General features: G+C 47.9%; 19 protein-coding genes. 6 read left to right on the forward strand and 13 right to left on the reverse strand.

All coding sequences use genetic code 11. The annotated features are described in order from the left end of the window. A partial coding sequence (locus tag OM95_RS03040) for a TPM domain-containing protein (RefSeq protein WP_041870181.1) occupies positions 1-696 on the reverse strand: 696 nt, incomplete at its 3' end. Between the two features lie 3 nt (positions 697-699). Beyond that, on the reverse strand, positions 700-1,287 hold the full coding sequence (locus OM95_RS03045; protein WP_041870183.1) for a LemA family protein: 588 nt from the start codon (positions 1,285-1,287) through the stop codon (positions 700-702). Between the two features lie 146 nt (positions 1,288-1,433). Here OM95_RS03045 and OM95_RS03050 point away from each other — a divergent pair, with 146 nt between their 5' ends. Further along, a complete protein-coding gene (locus OM95_RS03050; RefSeq protein WP_041870184.1) occupies positions 1,434-3,002 on the forward strand; it encodes a class I SAM-dependent methyltransferase in 1,569 nt (522 codons plus the stop codon). Between the two features lie 9 nt (positions 3,003-3,011). Here the strand turns inward: OM95_RS03050 and OM95_RS03055 are convergent, their stop codons facing one another. Beyond that, positions 3,012-3,434, reverse strand: a complete 423-nt coding sequence (locus tag OM95_RS03055) for a hypothetical protein (RefSeq protein WP_041870453.1) — start codon at positions 3,432-3,434, stop codon at positions 3,012-3,014. Continuing rightward, positions 3,434-4,318, reverse strand: a complete 885-nt coding sequence (locus tag OM95_RS03060; RefSeq protein ID WP_041870185.1) for a tyrosine-protein phosphatase — start codon at positions 4,316-4,318, stop codon at positions 3,434-3,436. Before OM95_RS03060 ends, OM95_RS03055 begins: the two co-directional genes overlap by 1 nt. Before the next feature lie 80 nt (positions 4,319-4,398). On the opposite strand from OM95_RS03060, the gene OM95_RS03065 reads away from it, so the two are divergent. Next, on the forward strand, positions 4,399-5,013 hold the full coding sequence (locus OM95_RS03065; RefSeq protein ID WP_041870187.1) for a hypothetical protein: 615 nt from the start codon (positions 4,399-4,401) through the stop codon (positions 5,011-5,013). A gap of 10 nt (positions 5,014-5,023) precedes the next feature. On the opposite strand, the gene OM95_RS03070 is transcribed toward OM95_RS03065, so the two are convergent. Together OM95_RS03070 and OM95_RS03075 are read right to left on the reverse strand one after the other, a co-directional pair. Further along, positions 5,024-5,740, reverse strand: a complete 717-nt coding sequence (locus OM95_RS03070) for an RNA methyltransferase (RefSeq protein ID WP_041870189.1) — start codon at positions 5,738-5,740, stop codon at positions 5,024-5,026. 5 nt (positions 5,741-5,745) lie between these two features. Next, positions 5,746-6,954, reverse strand: coding sequence for an acyl-CoA dehydrogenase family protein (locus OM95_RS03075; RefSeq protein WP_041870191.1), 1,209 nt, complete (start codon positions 6,952-6,954; stop codon positions 5,746-5,748). A 166-nt stretch (positions 6,955-7,120) separates the two neighbouring features. Here OM95_RS03075 and OM95_RS03080 point away from each other — a divergent pair, with 166 nt between their 5' ends. Next, on the forward strand, positions 7,121-8,233 hold the full coding sequence (locus tag OM95_RS03080) for a calcium:proton antiporter (RefSeq protein WP_041870193.1): 1,113 nt from the start codon (positions 7,121-7,123) through the stop codon (positions 8,231-8,233). 12 nt (positions 8,234-8,245) lie between these two features. Continuing rightward, a complete protein-coding gene (locus OM95_RS17050; RefSeq protein WP_291515490.1) occupies positions 8,246-9,349 on the forward strand; it encodes a competence/damage-inducible protein A in 1,104 nt (367 codons plus the stop codon). Here the strand turns inward: OM95_RS17050 and OM95_RS03090 are convergent. The 3 genes from OM95_RS03090 to OM95_RS03100 all read right to left on the reverse strand — a co-directional run bounded on the left by OM95_RS03090 (position 9,346) and on the right by OM95_RS03100 (position 13,723). Beyond that, positions 9,346-9,954 carry a DUF4337 domain-containing protein gene (locus OM95_RS03090; RefSeq protein ID WP_041870457.1) on the reverse strand — a complete coding sequence of 203 codons (609 nt, stop codon included), beginning with the start codon at positions 9,952-9,954 and terminating at the stop codon, positions 9,346-9,348. The two genes, OM95_RS17050 and OM95_RS03090, sit on opposite strands and share 4 nt — an antisense overlap. Positions 9,955-10,056: 102 nt before the next feature. Continuing rightward, a complete protein-coding gene (locus OM95_RS03095) occupies positions 10,057-11,250 on the reverse strand; it encodes a S1 RNA-binding domain-containing protein (protein ID WP_041870195.1) in 1,194 nt (397 codons plus the stop codon). A 178-nt stretch (positions 11,251-11,428) separates the two neighbouring features. After that, positions 11,429-13,723: a vitamin B12-dependent ribonucleotide reductase gene (locus OM95_RS03100; RefSeq protein ID WP_041870197.1), complete on the reverse strand. Its 2,295-nt coding sequence runs from the start codon at positions 13,721-13,723 to the stop codon at positions 11,429-11,431. Between the two features lie 186 nt (positions 13,724-13,909). On the opposite strand from OM95_RS03100, the gene OM95_RS03105 reads away from it, so the two are divergent. Together OM95_RS03105 and OM95_RS03110 are read left to right on the forward strand one after the other, a co-directional pair. Continuing rightward, on the forward strand, positions 13,910-15,103 hold the full coding sequence (locus tag OM95_RS03105) for a cysteine desulfurase family protein (protein WP_291515491.1): 1,194 nt from the start codon (positions 13,910-13,912) through the stop codon (positions 15,101-15,103). Positions 15,104-15,221: 118 nt separating this feature from the next. Then, complete coding sequence (locus tag OM95_RS03110) at positions 15,222-15,548, forward strand: iron-sulfur cluster assembly accessory protein (RefSeq protein ID WP_041870199.1); 327 nt, start codon at positions 15,222-15,224, stop codon at positions 15,546-15,548. A gap of 56 nt (positions 15,549-15,604) precedes the next feature. Here OM95_RS03110 and OM95_RS17055 read toward each other — a convergent pair whose 3' ends face one another. The 4 genes from OM95_RS17055 to tyrS form a co-directional block, all read right to left on the reverse strand. After that, the gene (locus OM95_RS17055; protein ID WP_291515492.1) at positions 15,605-15,781 is read right to left on the reverse strand and encodes a hypothetical protein; all 177 of its coding nucleotides are present in this window, start codon (positions 15,779-15,781) and stop codon (positions 15,605-15,607) included. A gap of 112 nt (positions 15,782-15,893) precedes the next feature. Continuing rightward, a complete protein-coding gene (locus OM95_RS03115; protein ID WP_041870201.1) occupies positions 15,894-16,703 on the reverse strand; it encodes an alpha/beta hydrolase in 810 nt (269 codons plus the stop codon). Between the two features lie 43 nt (positions 16,704-16,746). Then, complete coding sequence (locus OM95_RS03120; protein WP_291515493.1) at positions 16,747-17,160, reverse strand: 2Fe-2S iron-sulfur cluster-binding protein; 414 nt, start codon at positions 17,158-17,160, stop codon at positions 16,747-16,749. Between the two features lie 11 nt (positions 17,161-17,171). After that, positions 17,172-18,380 (reverse strand): tyrosine--tRNA ligase, encoded by a 1,209-nt coding sequence (gene tyrS, locus OM95_RS03125; protein WP_291515494.1) that lies wholly within the window; start codon positions 18,378-18,380, stop codon positions 17,172-17,174. Positions 18,381-18,387 lie beyond the last annotated feature (7 nt).

The raw sequence follows: 18,387 nt of genomic DNA on the forward strand, positions 1-18,387 counted from the left end.
ACCGGACCAGCCGCCGCCGCCGCCTCCGCCCCCACCGAAGCCACCGCCACCAAATCCGCCAAAACCACCGCCGCCGCGATAGTAACGACCGCGACCGCCTCCGAAGCGGCCAAGGATCGAGATGATAACAAGCACGATGATAATAACAAAAAGAGGAATATCCCCGCCCTTGCCATTTTCCTGTGTGGTTGCTTCGGTAATTCCGTTTTGTTCGGCAAATTCTTTATCTGCTAAACGTAAAATTTCGTGAACGCCCAAAACAATTCCCGCGGAATATCGTTTGGAGCGGAAAAGAGGAACCACCTGATCGGCAATAATTCTTTTCGCATAAATATCCGGGATCGCCCCTTCCAAACCCTGCCCCACTTCAATGCGCAGGGCCCGTTCTTGGGCCGAAATCAGAAACAACACGCCGTTGTCTTTTTTGGCGTCACCCAGCTTCCATTGATCTGTGATTTCGATAGAAGCCTGTTCAATCGGAAGCCCCTGAAGATCCGGAACAATAAGAACCTGAACCTGCGCTACGCCCCGACGATTGAAATCATAAAGAAGCTGCATGAGCTCTTGACGATCTCCGCGAGTCAAAAAGCCGACTTCGTCAATCACCGGCCCCGTTAAAGGAGGTGGATTGAACTTGGCCTGAGCGACCCCCAGACCAAGAAAGAAAAGAAAAAAAGGAACAAGAAGAAAACGCATTTATTAGAATTTCACTTCAGGTGCTTTTTCAGCAGTCGCTTTTTCTTCCGCTGTCATATCCCACTGAGGCATTTTTTCGAAATGGTACATGATCGAGTTCGTCCAACTAGTTGGCGGGACTGTAACAAGATTGTTGAACGCATTGATGGACTCAATGTAACGCTGACGCGCGATCGTGATGCGATTTTCAGTGCCTTCCAACTGAGCTTGAAGATCACGGAAATTTTGGTCTGCTTTCAAGTCCGGGTATTTTTCAACAACCACCATCAAACGACCCAAAGCTTGCGACAAACCTTGTTGCGCTTGTTGGAACTTCGCCAACTGCTCCGGCGTCACCTTGGAAGGATCAATCTGATTTGAAGTCGCCTTAGCCCGAGCTTCAGTCACTTGAGTCAAAGTCTCTTGTTCATGCTTCGCATAACCTTTAACGACATTCACTAAGTTGGGAATCAAATCTGCCCGACGTTTGTATTGGTTATTGACCTCTGCCAAAGCGGCCTCAGTCGCATTTTTACCTTGTGGTAAAGATTGAATTCCGCATCCCACCAAAAAAGGCAGCACAAATAGGACAAGTAGAGTTAGGTTTTTCATTCAGTTCCTCCGTTTTCGCTGCAAATAGCGCCTGGATCTTGACCCGAGTTTCGCAAGAGCGAGGACTGTTCGCAGGGCAAGGTCCAGGCTCTATTTGTAGCGAATATGGCAGTGACCCTCAATGAAAACCGAACTATAGTAGACTGATGACACGAGTAATTAAGCTCAAATACACCGAATTTGCTGGCTGCATTTTCGTTGACAAGATTGCAGGCCTTAACACGCATACTCCCGAATATGGGCAGCGCGGTTGCGTCGAAATATACGAAGAAGAGCTTGATCGAAAATTATATCCTGTTCACCGCCTGGACAAAGCCACTTCGGGGGCCTTGGTTTTCCCAACTTCGTCGGAAGTGGCCGCCGAACTGACACAACTTTTTGAACAACACAAGGTCGCGAAAAGATATCTGTTCCTGACCGACAAGAAGTCGGAAAAAAAGGAATTCACTTACGAATCCTTAATTACAAAAGAGAAAAATTCTTTCGTCAGCTCGCTGGCAAAAGAGCCCAACTCAAAAACAACCTTTAAGTGGCTTGAATCCTTAGGCCCCTATGAGCTTTGGGAAGCCATTCCTCATACCGGTAAGCCTCACCAAATCCGGCTGCACGCCGAAGCCAATGGCCTTGCCATTCTGGGTGATGAGGAACATGGGGGCAGTCGCTTCGTTCGCCTATGTTTGCACTCCCATTCATTAAGCTTTGAACTGCGAGGCCAGAAAGTTCACTACGAAACAGAACTTCCCGTCTGGGCCACGCAGAGTGATATTTTAACGGATATTGAAGCTTTGACCGTCGCCGAAGCTCTGCAACGTCGCGAGCGCATGTACAAGTTTTCAGAACTTCAAGACGAGTGTCTGCGCCTTAGCCACCGTGAAATCGATTCTTACCGCATCGACCAGTACGGAGATCATCTTTGGGTTTATTGGTACAAAGAATCCGATCCCAGCGTTCAGGATCTTTTGCGCTTTGAAAAACTGGCCAAAAAACTGCATAAGAAAATCTACATTCGCAAGATGTTAAATAGAGGAGAAGATCCTAACGCGGAAATTCTTTGGAATATTGGCAATACGTCTGCCGTTTGGATCGCCAAAGAAAATGGCGTGAAGTATGAGCTGCGCAATAACACAGGCTTATCCCCCGGGCTTTTCTTGGATCAACGTGAAAATCGCCTGTGGGTGCAAAAACATGCGCAAGACCGTCGTGTTCTGAATCTGTTTTCTTATACCAGCGGGTTCAGCCTAGTTGCTGCCTTAGCGGGAGCCCAGGAAGTTTGCACCGTCGATGTTTCGCAAAACTTTATCGACTGGAGCAAAAAGAATTTCGAGATCAACGGTTTGAATCCCGAAGACGACAAGTACGAGTTCTGGGTTCAAGACTGCATCCTTTTCTTAAAGGGTACGATTCGCCGTAAAAGAAAATTCAATTTGATTATCTGTGATCCGCCGTCCTTTGGTCGCTCTAAAAACGGCGTATTTTCAATCAGCAAAAACTTCGACGAACTTTTGATTAATGCTCTGTACTGCCTGGAAAAAAATGGTCTGCTGTTGTTCTGCACGAACTACGAAAAATGGACAACGGGAGACCTGCATCTGAAGTTGAACAAACTGAAAAAAGATTTTTCGTTTAAAATTTTGCCAGCACCAGCGCAGGGCGTGGACTTTGAGCTCCCCGATCAGGAGCCCTTGATGAAGTCTCTTATTCTTAGAAAAAACTAAAATACGATCTTAGGGATAAAAGTCGTATTTCACCTGCACCCGCTTTTCACCTTGCAGACCCATCTTCGAGCCGCTGGCATAAGGTGGGACCGTGCGTTTCACAATCTTTTTCGCTTTAGGGAAAGGCTTCTCGTCAACGAAGCAGTCAAAGCGTTTGTCCTTACACATCCTTGCAAAGTCGGCTTTCTGATTTTTCAACACGAACAATTCAACTGCCTTGGTCATCTTTTCCAAGGTCTGCACATCCTGTCCATCGACAACAATTCCGCCCGGCTTTGAGGTCGTTTCAGAAGTCTTTTTTTCCGCCTTTTTCGTCTTGTCCGCGGACGAGGACTTTAGATCATGGAACTCATCCCAATTCGCTGTTTCTTTTTTTTGCGTGGCACAACCACAAATTACAAGCAGAGCTGCTAAGACAAAAAATTTTTTCATCACTTCACCCATTCAGACCAAAGCTGTTTTTCGCCGCGCGGATTGGCTTTTGCGTACTCGTAAAACTGACGAACAAATTCCGCACGTTCTTTTTGATAAGGATACTTCCAATCCTTCGGATCACCGACCGCCAAGACATCATAGTCGTTACTAAGCTTTTTGTTTCTTTCGACAATGTCATCGAAAGAAACGTAACGAGCATTGATCAGCATGTCGTACAAAACCATGAAGGTCGTGGTTCGCCCCTTCCCTGCTCGACAATGAAAATGCACCCACGAATTTTCCGGCAGCACACGAAAGGCTTCGATGAACCGATCCACCTCAGAATCGACCGGGCGCACATGATCCGTCACCGTAAGGCGCACGTACTGATGACCTGCGCTGCGAACCATGCTCTCTTCGGTTTCAATACTCTTAATCAAAGTGCCGGCCACCTTTTCTCCGACTCGCAGATCGCCCAATAGGCGACGTTCCCGCCGAACGGCCTCATCATGATTTAAATCCGCATTGGCCCAGTCACGATCCGCCTGCCACGTCACTGGCGTATCATTGATCAGGCCGTGTGACTCTTGCCGCAAATCAAAGACGTATAATGATGACTTGTTCTTTTTAACGGGTTTGCCTACCTGCCGCAAAGCCTTCGGGTCCAAAGTCGCGCTTCCGGAAATTCTCAGGTCCTCGTTCTTTCGATAGTTCACGGCACTGCCGCCGGCATACTTTTTATCAAAAACCAGCTCCACCGGCTCGGTCGGCTGCGGTTTGGTCATAAAAAATGAGGACTTTGGCGCCGGCGTGATCTCGGAGTCGCCCCCACCGCTTTGCAGACTCTTTTCCGCGCAGGAGGACAATAACAATAAAGAAAGCATCAAGGATGTTATTTTCATAGTTGTTCTACCTCACTCTCTGTTTAGAGTAAGGGTATTCTGGACTCGCGTCCACCTCAAAGCTTCTTTAATCTGAAGGTATGAAATACCTTTTTCTTCCTTTCGCCTTCGTTCTTTGCGCCTCTTCTTACGCCCAGACTTCACAAGAGCTTACAAATATCGTGCGCTGTCACGAATCCTTAAATGACAAATCAGAGGGGCAAAGTCAGAAGTTGGGACTGGAATCCCCCACTCCCATCGCGCTTCCCTGGGGGAAGACTATTTATTTTATCACCGACTCATCGATCTACTCGATCGAGCACAAATTTGCCGGTCAAGATGTGGTTTTCCATTTAGAGGATAACAAAACGCCTTATGTGAAAATGGGTTTTCAGAAAGATGGCAGTCTGGGCGGAATATCCTATGCCGAGTTAAGCAAAGAAGAAAAAGGAAAGGCGATTGCCCCCAAAGCGAAGCTGGATCAGGCGACTTTGCATGTCTTCAAGAAAGAACTTGTGCGCAGAATGAACAGTGTCACGGGGGAATATCAGAATAAATACGACCCTCAAGGCACCATCGATGCCCTGTCTGAATGTCGTAAAGTCAACGATCCGGAACTTCAAAAAAGTTTAGACAAACAACTTCCCTTTTATGAGAAGCTGTTAAAAAAAGCGGGTAAAAATAAATATCAAAAAGACTCTTCTGGAAAAAAGTAACGCAAAGAAATTAGGCCTGCAAAGTCCCGCGATCAAAAAGTTCCTGCAGGTATTGCACCGCTGAATCCTGCGTGCGCATATAATAGTGCGCACGCAAAATCCCCTGTTCTTCTGACGTTAACGATGCATTTGTTCCCAGCTTTTTCAAACGATCCTGACTGATGTGGTAAAGACTTAAGGCGCCGGCCACCGAGATATTAAAACTCTGCACAAAGCCCGTCATCGGAATGATAATGGTCTCATCGGCCGCCGCGATCATCTCTGGCGAGACGCCGTCTTTTTCATTGCCGAGAACCACAGCCACCTTGCCGGAAAAATCAATTTCATGCAGAGGCTTTGCTTTCGCATCCAAATGAGTCACACAGATTTTATAGCCTTGTTCTTTCAAGGTCTTCACGCAGTCGGAGGTTTTTTTCCATTTCTGCACCTCAACCCACTTGTCTGCACCTTGCGTGACCCGATTGGCTTCTTTGAACTTTTCCTGAGTTTCAATGACGTGGAAGTTGCCAAAGCCCAAGCCTTCCGCACTTCGCATCACCGCCGAAATATTGCCGCGGTCGTAAATGCCTTCCAAAACCACAGCGGTATCGAAGTTTCTTAAAGAGACCACGCGCTCAATTTTCTGGCGACGTTCGTCGGTCAGCAAAGGCCCGATTTTCTCAAGCACCAATTGATAATGAACTTTCAAATGAGCATTGATATCCAGCTCGGGCCCGTATGGAAACATGAAACCTACTTGTGCAAGAACTCAGGATTTTTAGCCAAATCACGAGTGATATTTTTTTGGTGCGCCTCAATAGTTCCGCCGCCGATTTCCAGAAGTTTGGCGTCTCTCCAAAGTCTTTCCACGACGTATTCACCGACGTAGCCGTAACCACCTAGAACCTGGATCGCGCGATCCGCCACATTCTTACCCATGGTTGTCGCCACCAGCTTCACACCGTCTGAGTCCAGACGATTGCCTTCTTTATTCAAATCCATGCGGCGAGCGGTTTCATAAACATAAGCACGGGCCGCTTTGTACTCGGCATAACTGTCAGCAACGTAGCGCTGAATCTGTCCAAAGAAATTCAAGGATTTTCCGAAAGCTTCGCGCTCTTGGGCATAACGATTCATGATTTCAATAGAGCGACGAGCAATGCCTAGGCTCATCGCGGCCAAAGTCAGACGTTCCAGCTCTAGGTTACGCATCATGTGCAACATCGAGTCCCCTTCGTGTCCGATAAGAGCCGAAGCAGGAACCTGACAGTCTTGGAACACAAGCTCAGCAGTGTTAGATCCGCGCATGCCCAATTTGTCTTTGATTTTTTGTCCTACCTGAAAACCTGTATGATCTTTTTCAACCAGGAAAGTGGATATTTGTGCCCGTCCATTTTTTTCGCCGGTCTTAGCATAGACCAGAGTCAAATCACAAGGCGTGTTGTTTTCATCGATCGTGCCATTCGTGATCCACATTTTACGACCATTTAAAACATAGCCATTGGCGTTTTTTTCCGCGCGGGTTTGCATGCCCAAAACATCCGTGCCGACAGCAGGTTCTGACATCGACATTGAACCCACCCATTCACCCGAGCACAGCTTCGGCAGAACACGAGCGCGCTGTTCATCGCTGCCGTTCACCGCAATGTTATTCACACAAAGCATTGAGTGCGCCAAATAAGCCAAACAAAAACCTGGATCGGAGGCCGACAATTCCTCATGAACGATCACCGCGGCTGTCGCATCCATTCCGGCTCCACCAAATTGCTCAGGGACCGTAATACCCAAAAGTCCCAGCTCACCGACTTTTTTGAAAAGAGGCAGATTGAATTTTTCACTGCGATCGAACTCGTGCGCCTGTGGCTCAACTTCCGCTTCGGTGAAAGCTTTCACGGTTTCGCGCAACATCGCGTGTTCTGGTGTCGGATTGTAAAGATCAAACTCTTTCCAATTGAAAGACATGGCAACTCCTTGGACTTCAGGAAGAACGTTTATTCAACGCAGGAATCTATTGAGAGACGCTTCGATGGGCAAGGTTTTGACCCTGTTAATGCATTGTGTCTGGACCGATAACGCCAGAGAAGACATAAGTAAATAACTTAAATCATTTTCAGCCTAGGAGGTCGCCATGCAGAAAGTCACCTACACCCGTCTTATTGTCTCCTGGCTGACCGTTTTGTGTTTTTATATCTTTGGTTCAGCTTGGTTGAGCAATCTCGGTTCTCCGGTGATTCTGACGGGTTTGTTTTTGTGGCTGTTCATTGTCATTCTGTGGTCCGCCTTCGGGGTGGTTCATGAGGCTGAGGAATTGGCCGCTTTATTAGGCGAGCCGCACGGAACCCTTATTCTAACACTTTCCATCGTCATTATTGAAGTGGCCTTGGTAGCGGCCGTTATGCTGGGAGCTAAAGCGGCGCCAACCTTGGGTCGCGACACCATGTTCGCGGTCTTGATGATTATCTTAAACGGTGTTGTTGGTCTGGGGCTTTTGATCGGCGGATATAAGTTTCGCGAGCAGTCTTACAACCTTCAGGGGTCGGCCTCTTATCTTTCTGTTCTCATTCCACTCACGACTGTGCCGCTGATTCTGCCTAACTTTACAACTTCCACAGACGGCGGAACATTAACGACTTTGCAGTCTGTGGCTGTCGCACTTTTCACAGTCGTTTTGTATGCGATCTTTCTGATCACCCAAACCGGGCGTCATCGCGCCTTCTATGTCCATCCCGACGCTTTGGAGGCTACGAAAGCCGACCACAGTGACGAAGATGCCGTAGAAATCGCAAAACACACCGTCTTTAAACACACCATTTTATTGCTGCTTAATATTTTACCGATCGTTCTTCTTTCCAAAAGTCTTGCGAAAATCCTGGATCACGGCATCAATTATCTGGAACTGCCGGCCGCTCTTGGAGGTGTGGTTGTTGCGGCTATCGTCTTTACATCAGAGGCCATCAGTTCACTGAAGGCAGTCGCTCGCAATGATTTACAACGTGCGATCAATCTGTGTCTGGGATCTGCCGCTTCCACCGTCGGCCTTACGGTTCCCGCCGTTTTAATCATCGGTTTGATCACGGGACAACCCGTTGTCTTGGGTCTCAAACCGACCGAAATGACGCTTCTTGCGATCACTTTGTTACTAAGCACTCTCACATTTTCGAATAAACGAACGACGTTGCTTGAGGGCGCCGTGCATCTCACGGTATTCTTCGTCTACATCACTTTGGTATTCAGTCCCTAGGGAGTCCGTCAAATGAAAGCAGCCATCTTCGGTATCGGCACAGAACTTACTGATGGTCAGATCGTCAATAAAAACGCCGCTTGGATTTCCAAGCAATTAAAACATCTGGGTTTGATGACTCAGGCCCATCTTGTGGTGCCTGATGATCGCAAGTTGATGCGTGAAGGTTTAGAGTTTTGCGCGACTAAAGCCGATCTGCTTTTTCTGACCGGGGGCCTGGGACCGACCTCGGACGATTTCACTCGTGAGATTGTCACGGAATGGGCTGGTGTGCCGCTGAAATTTGACGAGGCCTCGTGGCAACATGTGACTGAACGACTGACGTCACGTGGGTATGTGGTCAAAGAAATTCAGAAACAGCAATGTTATTTCCCAGAAGGCAGTAAAGTTCTAAAAAATGCCCAAGGCACAGCCAATGCTTTTTATCTGGAAGCCCACGGCAAAAAAGTTTTCGTCTTGCCAGGACCTCCACGAGAAATCGAATCCGTTTGGAATGATTATGTTGCGGAATGGTTGAAGCAACACACACAGCACCTGGATCCTTTTGTCACGCGCATGTGGGATACTCTTGGTGTGGGTGAATCCGACGTCGCGGTCATTGTTGAAGACGTTTTAAAAAATGTCTCTGTCGAAAAAGGCTATCGCGTCCATCTGCCTTACGTGGAAGTGAAGCTCTCTTACTTCAAATCCCAGGAACAAGACATGGCCGCCGCCGTCGATACACTGACAGAGGCCTTGCACTTTTGCACCATCACCCGGGACGCCGAAGACGTCGCCGAAGTCTTTGCCCAAAAGTTGAAAGAGGTGAACTCTTTGTGTTTGATCGACGAGGTCACCGGGCAATTTCTGATGAATCGTTTGATGCCCGTTTTACGCACCTACATGACGGATAAATTCTGGAGTTTTTCCAAATCAAAAGACGTCAAAAGCCCGGCGGATCTACACCTGCATATCATTCCCAAAGATGAACACAGTTGCGAAGTCAGTCTGGAATATCGCGGCAGAAAAACAAAGGACTTCATTACGAGTCCTTACACAACGGCCAATATGAGAGAACGACGCCATCAATATTTTGCAGAGATGGCGCTGATTTTCTGGATGAAGAATTTAAGCTAAGATAAAGAAAGATACGCCCAAAGAGAAATGCTGGTTCCGACAAGCCCCAAGGTGCACATGCCAGTAAAGAAAAGCATTTGCAGTTTTTCTTTCTTTAAAACCAGGCTCAGAGCGCCCAGAACCAGACAGATCTGAAAAAACAAGCTGGCCATATCGAAGCGATCACCGGCTTGCCCCAGGGCCGCCAAATGCACTTCCATTTCTTGGGCGCCAATGATCTTTCCTAGCTCGCCATTGACGTCCTGAACCCAATTGTCTTTACCTACGGACTCAGATCCCTTCAGAATTTCATTTTTTTCTTTTTTATAGCGCAGGATTTTTCTATTGAGGTCCGTGATGTGCTGATCTATTCCGGCCGCAGCCCGGGCCTGAATAGCTCCGGCATTTTTCAAACTAAGGAGCAGCGACCTTTCGCCTTCCACCAAAGTTTCTTTGATGCTTTTCGATTGATACCACATATACGCGGCGGCCTTTTCGTTGGTGCCGATGATTTCATCATCACCGTACTTACCCGCGACCAGATCACTCACCGCCATGACCGCTGCAAAGATCGCGATCACAACACCACAACGCATTTCAAAATTCGAATTATTTTCTTCTGTCATAACCAAAGTTGCAAAATACAAAATAAACAGGGGACCATGCGGTCCCCTGTTGTAAGTGCACTATTTATAATGACTTCGCTTTTTTTCGTCAACGTTTCACGTTTATTTTGGCTTGATGTTTAAATTCTTAAACGCATCACCCAGGGAACCGAAGCCCGAAGTTGCAGCCGTGTGTTGTTGCCAACTTGTATCTTCCATTTCTCGAGGCAAACCTAAAGAAATCTTCTTTTCATCGAAAAGAATTTGATCCACCTGAACCGTCACTTCGTCGCCGCGTTTTTTATTTTCAAACTGGCTGGCGTCGACCGAGTCACGCCATTTCGACTTCGGCAAAAGACCCGTCACGCCCGGTGCGATATTCACGAAAAGACCGTAAGTTTCTTTCTTTTCGACTTTCCCCTTAACCACAGTTCCCACCGGGAACTTTTGCGGCACTTGCAACCACGGATTGCCTTCGCCATCCGCCTGTTTCAAGGACAAAGAAATTTTCAGTTTGCCATCCAGCTCTTCCGTTTTCAAAAGTTTGACGGTCACGGGTTGCGCAATCGAAACCACTTCATGCGGATCATTGATCCGAGACCAACCCAGTTCAGAGACATGGATCAAACCTTCAATACCCGGCTCAAGCTCAACGAAGGCGCCGAAGCGTTCAATGCGAACCACTTTTCCATCCAGGATGGCGCCCGGTTGATGTTTAAGCATGAACGTGCCTTCGTTTTCAGCACGCTGAAGTTCTAGCAAGCGACGGCGAGACACCACCATGTTGCGCTTGTCCATTTGCGTGATTAAAAACTCAAATTTCTTGCCGACGTATTCGTTAGCATCTGATGCAAACTTCAAATCAATCTGACTGATGGGGCAGAAGGCCGTTTTACCCTGCACACTGACGCGGAAGCCTCCGTTGCAAGTTTCGGTCACGCGGCCTTCGATAGGAAGTTCCATATCAAAGGCATCTTCCAAAGAGTCCGTCGTGGCATTTTTGGAACCGCGCTTAGAAAGACGGATCTCGCCATTTTTAAAAGCCGTCACCACGCAGTCAATCACGTCACCGACTTTGTATTTTACTTCTTTATTTTCATCCAAAAGATCTTTGGTCAAAATCAAACCATCAACGGGAGTGCCGGTAGATACGAAGGCCTCCTCTTTACCGATGGAAAGAATTTCCCCGCGCACTTCATCACCCACACGAAGCTTACGGTCCAAACCTTTTTCCGATTGTGCAAACAATTCTTCAAAGCTTGCAAAGTCTTTCGACTCTTCAATATCATCACCAAAAATATCTTTTTTATTAGACATAAAATCGTCCTTTATCGCTCTTCTTCGAGAGTCCGAAAGCTTACCCCCGAACTCAAAAAAAACCAACGGCCAAAAGCTTGAAGCGAAGCCCCAAAGCCCCTACCCTAAAGACCTGAGGTCGTTCAAAATGCCTTGAGCGCAAGGCGGAGGGCTTTCCCACAGCGAAGGCGTGCCTCCATCAAGAGCAGCCCACGGTGGTGCCGCAATTGGGGCATCGATAGCACCCACTCGTCAGCACTGTGTCACTGCCACACTCAGGACACTTCATTGTGAAGTCTGGGCGCACCTCGTCGCTCTCTTTCTTCTTCACCTTATGGACGTTCAAAGGCTGGCTTTGTTTGCTACCATCTCGATAAATAGCCACAGCCTTCACCCCCAGCTTCCAGGCAAGGAAATAGATGCGACTGATATCCCCTTCCGAGGCATTATTGGGAAGATTCACCGTTTTGGAAATGGCGCCACTGATAAAAGGCTGAACTGCGGCCATCATTTGCACATGACTTTCCGGAGAAAGCACTCGCTGTCCCACAACCCCCGTCGCACAATCAAAGACCGGGATGTCTTCGATGCGAATCTCGGGACAACCTACAACGGTATTGTGATCCTGCACATATTGCAGAATCGCTGAAATGGCCTCTTTAGAGTACGCCAAGGATTGCAGCGCCGGCTCGACGGACTGATTGACGATCTGCACTTCGCCACCGCCGGAAAGTTTTTTAAACTTAATCAGTGAAAAATCTGGCTCGATGCCCGTGGTATCACAATCCATCAAAAGACCGATCGTCCCGGTTGGCGCAATGACAGTGGCCTGGGCATTTCTAAAACCATGCTTGGTGCCGTTATAGACGACACTCTTCCAAAGATTTTTAACGGCCTTATCCAGCCCCTCTGGCAAGAAGGACCAGGAAATATTTTTTAAGGCCGCTTCGTGCATCTTCATGACTTTAAGCATGGGCGCCCGATTTTTCTTAAAACCGGCAAAAGGTCCTTTGGCGCGCGCCATTTCAGCACTGGTCAAATAAGCGACCCCACTCATCAGCGCGGTGATCGCCCCGGCCCAGGCCCGCCCCTCGTCACTGTCATAGGGAATGCCTTTTCTCATCAAAAGACTGCCGAGATTGGCAAAGCCTAAACCCAACGGGCGATAGTCATGTGAATTCTGAGCGATCTTTTGCGTCGGATAGCTGGAATAGTCGACAAGAATTTCCTGAGCGACAAACAAAGTCCGCGCGGTGTGAATAAAGGATTCAAAATCAAACTGTCCCTGTTCATCCAAAAACTTCACCAGATTGATCGAGGACAGATTGCAAGCGGAGTCATCGAGAAACATGTACTCCGAACAGGGGTTGCTGGAATAAATGTTATCTGTCTTGGGGCACGTATGCCACTTGTTAATGGTGTCATGAAACTGAATTCCCGGATCTGCACAAACCCACGTCGCGTGCGTGATCTTGTTCCACACCTCCGGCGCTGGCATTTCCCGCAGCGCTTTGCCAGTCACGCGAGCTTTGAGCTTCCAAGGTGTTTGCTTCTCTACCGCTTTCATAAAGGCGTCGGTGACACGCACCGAATTGTTGGCGTTTTGTCCCGAGACCGTGCGATAAGCTTCCCCTTCAAATTCCGCACTTAAGCCCGCCGCAATCAACATATGGGCTTTTCTTTCTTCGCGCATTTTCCAGTCGATAAAATCCAAAACCTCAGGATGATCAATATCAACAACCACCATTTTAGCAGCCCGTCGAGTGGTGCCCCCCGACTTGATTGCACCAGCACCCTTATCCAGAACTTCCAGGAAAGACAAGAGTCCCGAACTCATCCCACCAGCGCTAGTCAGCTCATAACGACTGCGAATTTTTGAAAAATTACTGCCAGTCCCCGAGCCGTACTTAAACAGCTTGGCTTCGGTCTTGGCCAAATCAAAAATCCCTTCGATCGAATCATCCACGCTTTGAATAAAACAAGCAGAACACTGCGGGCGCTCGTAGGCGTTATGCGTGGCTTGAATTCTTTTTTTCTTTTCGTCCCACGCGAAGTGCTCACTGGGAGAATTGATTTTGTAGGACTCCCAAAGACCGGCGTTGAACCACACGGGGCTATTAAAAGCACCTCTTTGCGAAAGAAGAATGTACTTCAGTTCCTTAGCGAAGATATCGGCGTCTTTTTTATGACGGAAATAACCGCCCTGCTTTAACGCCGAAGCGGCAACGGCTTTGGTGACACGGTTGACCAGCTGACGAACAGAGTTTTCGTGCTTGGTTTTGGGAACGCCGACTTTACGAAAATATTTACTGGCCCCGATATCAATCGCCAGTTGCGACCAGGCTTCGGGAGCTTCAACATTTTTCATCTGAAAGAAGACATCGCCCTGACGATTGCGAATTTGCGAATCGACTTTCTTCCATCGAAACATTGATTCGGGATTTTTTCCGGGCGCCACAAAATACGCGGGACTATGTAAAGGGGCTTTTTTCATTCCAATATCGTAACGCTTCTTGTTTCTTACGCCAAGCCATCGAAATGACGAAAGTGAACTGGGACATTCGACCAGTCGGGGTTAAAGTGGCCGCAGTGACACCCTCGAACTCAATGCGTACAAAGTGCCTCAATACGCCAAAGAAACGGCTTGACGCCCCCCTTTGGGCAGGATTAGCTCTTTTCCATGGAATTAAGCTCAGAACGCCCTATGGGAACCAGTTTGCAAAACGATAAGCCCATCTATCTTGATTACAATGCCACAACTCCCGTGGACCCGCAGGTCTTTCACGCGATGGAACCTTACTTTAAAGAGTTCTTCGGTAATCCCGCCAGCGCCGCCCATCAATGGGGTTGGATCGCGGAAAACGCCGTGACAAAAGCGCGAGGACAAGTGGCTGCGCTGATCGGCGCAAAACCCATGGAAATCTTTTTCACAAGTGGTGCGACCGAGGCCAACAACTGGGCGATCTTTGGGCTTCTTTCTAAAATCCGCGAAGAAAACCCGACAGAGCCGATCCATTTTATCACGAGCAATGTCGAACACAGCTCGATCATGAAGGCGATGGCTGCCGTGGAAAAAATGGGCGTGGAAGTGGACTTCCTGCCAGTGAACTCGTTCGGTTTAGTCGAAATTGAAACCCTTCGCAAAGCGATCAAGCCCCACACAAAGCTTATGAGCTTTATTTGGGTGAATAACGAAATCGGATCGATCAACCCGATGGGCGAGATCGCAAAAATAGCGAAGGAAAATAAAATTTACCTGCACACTGATGCCACCCAAGCGGCCGGAAAAATTCCTATGAATGTGACGGAACTGGGCATCGACCTGATGTCTTTTTCGGGGCATAAAATTTATGGTCCTAAAGGTGTGGGCGCTCTTTACATCCGCAGCAAAGACCCCAAGGTGCAGATAAATCCTTTACTTCATGGCGGTGGCCAAGAGCGCGGCTTGCGCTCGGGGTCTCTCAATGTTCCCGGTATTGTCGGCATGGGAATGGCCGCGGAAATCTGTCAAAAGACGATGACGGAAGAATGTCATCGCTTGCAAGGGCTTCGTGATCTTTTCTGGGAAAAGCTTCAGGAAAAAATTCCGGGTGTCCGTCTCAACGGCTCTCCCACGGAGCGCGCTTCGAATCTTCTCAACATCACTCTGCCTAACTACAAAACGGAAGCTTTGTTGCCACGCTTGCAGAAACTGGGCGTGAGCACCGGCTCCGCTTGCGGTACAGGCGCCACGGTGGTGAGCCATGTTTTGCGAGCAATAGGTCTTTCCGTGGATGACGTTCAATGCTCGCTTCGTCTGAGCTTAGGACGATGGAGTACCGAAGACGAGGTTCTTCGGGCCGTGGCGATTCTTAAAAACTCCCTACAAAGATAAAATCAAGTAAAAACAATAACTTAAGGTGCCGCCCTGAAGGCCATTTTCAGACCTCCTCAGGGCTTGACACTTATGTTATACTTCCAGGGTAGTATTTTTGAGGTAGAAGGAGTTCCCCATGATCCGAATTTCGCCAGAAGCCGCTCATAAATTGGCTTCCCTAAAAAAAGAAGAAGGAAAAGATGATTCCGCTTTTTTGCGCGTTGAGGTGAAAAAAGGCGGCTGCTCAGGTCTTTCTTATAAAATGCATTTTGAAACAGATCCCCGTGACGGCGACAAAATGTTTGAATCTCACGGTCAGAAAGTAGCCGTCGATCCGCAAAGCATGTTGTACATTCTGGGAATGACGTTGGAATATTCTGGCGGCTTGAACGGCAAAGGTTTTGTTTTCAATAATCCCAATGCCTCTAAACATTGTGGTTGCGGTTCCAGCTTTAACGTCTAGTCCTTGTTTAAATTAAAAAATAAAAGGCGCAGAAGTTCTCTGCGCCTTTTTTATTTTCACTTCCGCGAAGCCGCGCCAGCAGGAACTCGCTCTTGTTGAGATTCTGTCTCTTCTTCGTGACGAGCGTGGCTGGTCGGCGCATTGCGACTGGCCTGTCTTTGCGCTTTCAATTCTCCCTCAAACTTTTTCGTGGTTTGGCTGAAACCTTTACCTTTAAGATGACGATGAGACATCGCGGACCTCCTGTGTTTCATTTAGAATACCAGCCCAAACCACGCAGCCCTACCCAGCGAAAGTAAGGTTCTTTACTTATAATTTGCAATGATTAAGGTAAAAGGTCTGAGATTAAGCCGCCAAAATGTCTTTTAAAAATTCCTGCATCAATTGAGCGACCACGTCCGGACGAGTTTTGATGGCCAAGTGCCCCGCCCCGGTCAATGAGACCACATCATCGCAGCCAATGTGCTTGGCAAACTTCTGATAGGCATCCTTATTGAATAGAAGATCTTCCGTATCGAAAATCAAGCGGCATTCCCCCCGATAGGTGTACAAGCGCTGATGCCAAAAGTTCCAGTCTTCAGAACGTAAGATCCAAGAGAAATGATGAATCATGTGAGCTACGAACTGCAACTTCCGCCCTTTTAAGTGTTCAATGGCGGTCACACCTTCTGTGCGCTCATCACGGAAAATCTGCGCAGCTCTTTTTAAAAACAAGCGGCCCATCGGCGTTGAAAGCATCACGTAAATGCTTTTTAGATTTAACGGCACAGCGAAAAAAAATCGCAGCTCTTTCGGAAGAAAATGCTTCACTGGATCTGTGACCATGGGATTGATCAAGATGGTTTTCTGAATCAGCCCCGGATGCTGCGCGGAAAGTCCCCACGCCAAGGCCCCCCCATAACTTAAGCCCGCCACCGACACTTTCTGTTCGGGAAAATGTTCTTTGATGAATTTCGCCAGGACTTCGACTTGAACGGTGAAAAAAAGCTTATCCGAACTTAAATAGACATGGCTCAGGTTGGGAACTACGACGGTATAGGAGGTCGAGAGAGTTTCCGCCACGGATTCCCAATGATGAACACTTCCTCCATAACCATGAAGAAGAAGTAAAACAGGCCCCTGTCCGCGTTGTCGGAAAGTAATTTTATGAGACATCCTAGATTACTTATCGGTTAAGAAACCGATAAGGTGACTGGACTTAGGACTTACTCTTGTCTTTTTCTTCAGCTTTCTCGTTCAAAAGCATCGTGTCGTTGACGGCTTTGGATTCGATCTGCTTGTTGGTACGGAAACCCCGAATTTTTTTCGTCTGGTTTTCGGCGCGCTCCACTTGTTCTGTCAAGTCCACGGTGACATCACCAAAGCAGCGAACTTGACAGCTTAAACGGCGACCATCAATGAAGTGGCTGGTGCCGATAAGACTGAGCTCTGCTTTATTGGGAGGCAAAATATTGGCTTCACCTTCCTGAATACGTACGCGGCATTCCGCACAGGACGGAACACCTTTACAGATCGAACGAATTTCCAGGTGATTTTCAGTCGCAATTTGCAAGAGACTCTTATCCGGAGTTCCCTCGACTTCAATATTTTGCGGTAGAAACTTAATCTTCATAATTTACCTGCTTAGCGAACCACGATTTTCGCGAACTTCTTCTTACCTGCTTTGATTACGAAGCTTTCACCCGTTTTCAAATTCATTTTAAGCTTAGGATCGGAAATCTTCTCGCTGTCAATTTGCACGCCTCCACCTTGGATCAGGCGCGAACCTTCACCGTTGGAAGCGACAAGACCTGCTTTCGCCATCAATGCGGGAAGACCGATCTCGCCCGCTTCGGTAGCAAATTCAGGAACATCATCTGGAAGTCCTTTATCAACAAAGATGCGATGAAACTCTTCTTCCGCCGCATGGGCCGCCGCTTCCGAGTGGAAACGTTTGATAAGAAACTTCGCCAAATTCACTTTCACATCGCGCGGATGTTTGCGTTTTTCCGCAACATCCGTCTTTAACTGCGCCAATTGGTTGGCGGTAATATCTGTTAAAAGCTCGTACCAGCGATACATCAAATCGTCGGAAATTCGCATCGTCTTTCCGAACATGTCTTTGGGCGTATCGATAACGGAAATATAGTTATCCAACGACTTCGACATTTTATGAACGCCGTCGATACCTTCCAGAATTGGCATCGTAAGAATACATTGCGCTTCCTGGCCGTAAGATCCCTGCATGTCACGACCGACCAAAAGATTGAACTTCTGATCCGTCCCGCCCAATTCCACGTCAGCCTTCAAGGCCACCGAGTCATACCCTTGTGTCAAAGGGTACAGGAATTCATGAATACCGATCGGCGTGCCTGAACGATAACGTTTGGTAAAATCCTCACGCTCCAACATGCGCGCCACGGTGTACTGGGCTGACATTTTGATGAAATCCTGCGGAGTCATCTTGCCGATCCATGACGAGTTGTAAACAATCTCTGTCTTTTCAGGATCTAAAATTTTAAAAATCTGTTTCGCGTAAGTGCGACCATTTTCTTCGATCTCTTCACGCGTTAACATCGGTCGAGTGGTGTTCTTGCCGGAAGGGTCCCCGATCATCGCCGTGAAATCACCGATCAGAAAATAAACTTTGTGTCCTAATTCCTGGAATGTCCTTAGCTTATTGATGACCACCGTGTGACCGATATGAATATCCGGACGCGTGGGGTCCGCTCCCAACTTAATGTTCAGCGGCTTTCCTTTTTTCAGCTTCTTCAACATATCTTCGTCGTTGATGAACTCAGCGACACCGAATTTGATTCTTTCAAGCTGCTCACGAGGATCTAAAAAACTCATAGACTCA

Origin of the sequence: Bdellovibrio sp. ArHS (assembly GCF_000786105.1) — a bacterium.
GTDB lineage: Bacteria > Bdellovibrionota > Bdellovibrionia > Bdellovibrionales > Bdellovibrionaceae > Bdellovibrio.

Coding starts and splice junctions, on each gene's coding strand:
- OM95_RS03045 (WP_041870183.1), bottom strand. CDS start 1,287: ATGAAAAACCTAACTCTACTTGTCCTATTTGTGCTGCCTTTTTTGGTG.
- OM95_RS03050 (WP_041870184.1), top strand. CDS start 1,434: ATGACACGAGTAATTAAGCTCAAATACACCGAATTTGCTGGCTGCATT.
- OM95_RS03055 (WP_041870453.1), bottom strand. CDS start 3,434: ATGAAAAAATTTTTTGTCTTAGCAGCTCTGCTTGTAATTTGTGGTTGT.
- OM95_RS03060 (WP_041870185.1), bottom strand. CDS start 4,318: ATGAAAATAACATCCTTGATGCTTTCTTTATTGTTATTGTCCTCCTGC.
- OM95_RS03065 (WP_041870187.1), top strand. CDS start 4,399: ATGAAATACCTTTTTCTTCCTTTCGCCTTCGTTCTTTGCGCCTCTTCT.
- OM95_RS03070 (WP_041870189.1), bottom strand. CDS start 5,740: ATGTTTCCATACGGGCCCGAGCTGGATATCAATGCTCATTTGAAAGTT.
- OM95_RS03075 (WP_041870191.1), bottom strand. CDS start 6,954: ATGTCTTTCAATTGGAAAGAGTTTGATCTTTACAATCCGACACCAGAA.
- OM95_RS03080 (WP_041870193.1), top strand. CDS start 7,121: ATGCAGAAAGTCACCTACACCCGTCTTATTGTCTCCTGGCTGACCGTT.
- OM95_RS17050 (WP_291515490.1), top strand. CDS start 8,246: ATGAAAGCAGCCATCTTCGGTATCGGCACAGAACTTACTGATGGTCAG.
- OM95_RS03090 (WP_041870457.1), bottom strand. CDS start 9,954: ATGACAGAAGAAAATAATTCGAATTTTGAAATGCGTTGTGGTGTTGTG.
- OM95_RS03095 (WP_041870195.1), bottom strand. CDS start 11,250: ATGTCTAATAAAAAAGATATTTTTGGTGATGATATTGAAGAGTCGAAA.
- OM95_RS03100 (WP_041870197.1), bottom strand. CDS start 13,723: ATGAAAAAAGCCCCTTTACATAGTCCCGCGTATTTTGTGGCGCCCGGA.
- OM95_RS03105 (WP_291515491.1), top strand. CDS start 13,910: ATGGAATTAAGCTCAGAACGCCCTATGGGAACCAGTTTGCAAAACGAT.
- OM95_RS03110 (WP_041870199.1), top strand. CDS start 15,222: ATGATCCGAATTTCGCCAGAAGCCGCTCATAAATTGGCTTCCCTAAAA.
- OM95_RS17055 (WP_291515492.1), bottom strand. CDS start 15,781: ATGTCTCATCGTCATCTTAAAGGTAAAGGTTTCAGCCAAACCACGAAA.
- OM95_RS03115 (WP_041870201.1), bottom strand. CDS start 16,703: ATGTCTCATAAAATTACTTTCCGACAACGCGGACAGGGGCCTGTTTTA.
- OM95_RS03120 (WP_291515493.1), bottom strand. CDS start 17,160: ATGAAGATTAAGTTTCTACCGCAAAATATTGAAGTCGAGGGAACTCCG.
- tyrS (WP_291515494.1), bottom strand. CDS start 18,380: ATGAGTTTTTTAGATCCTCGTGAGCAGCTTGAAAGAATCAAATTCGGT.